We start from the raw sequence: 488 nt of genomic DNA on the forward strand, positions 1-488 counted from the left end.
ACTAACCGGTCCTCTTAACCTTCCAGCACCGGGCAGGCGTCAGTCCATATACATCAACTTAACGTCTTCGCATGGACCTGTGTTTTTGATAAACAGTCGCTTCCCTCTATTCTCTGCGACCCCACAACCCACCACCAACGCAAAGGCTGGTTTAAGTCGTGTGGTCCCCCTTCTCCCGAAGTTACGGGGGCATTTTGCCGAGTTCCTTAACCACAGTTCACCCGAACGCCTTAGTATTTTCAACCTGACCACCTGTGTCGGTTTAGGGTACGGGCCATACATCCACATCGCTAGAGGCTTTTCTCGACAGTACTAGATCACCAACTTCACCCCAATTGGGCTACGCATCACGCCTCAGGTACAACGGTGTGCGGATTTGCCTACACACCACCTCACACGCTTACACCAACAATCCACTAAGCGGCATGGCTACTACACTGTGTCACCCCATCACTTGAACCACACATCAGGCCCCACGACATCAACAA

1 rRNA gene is annotated in these 488 nt (G+C 52.0%); it reads right to left on the reverse strand.

Annotated features, from left to right (window positions below):
* Nucleotides 1-488: ribosomal RNA gene (locus HMPREF2806_RS02330) — 23S ribosomal RNA — on the reverse strand; the annotation flags it as partial.

It is taken from the genome of Corynebacterium sp. HMSC076G08 (assembly GCF_001811515.1).
Lineage (GTDB): Bacteria > Actinomycetota > Actinomycetes > Mycobacteriales > Mycobacteriaceae > Corynebacterium > Corynebacterium hiratae.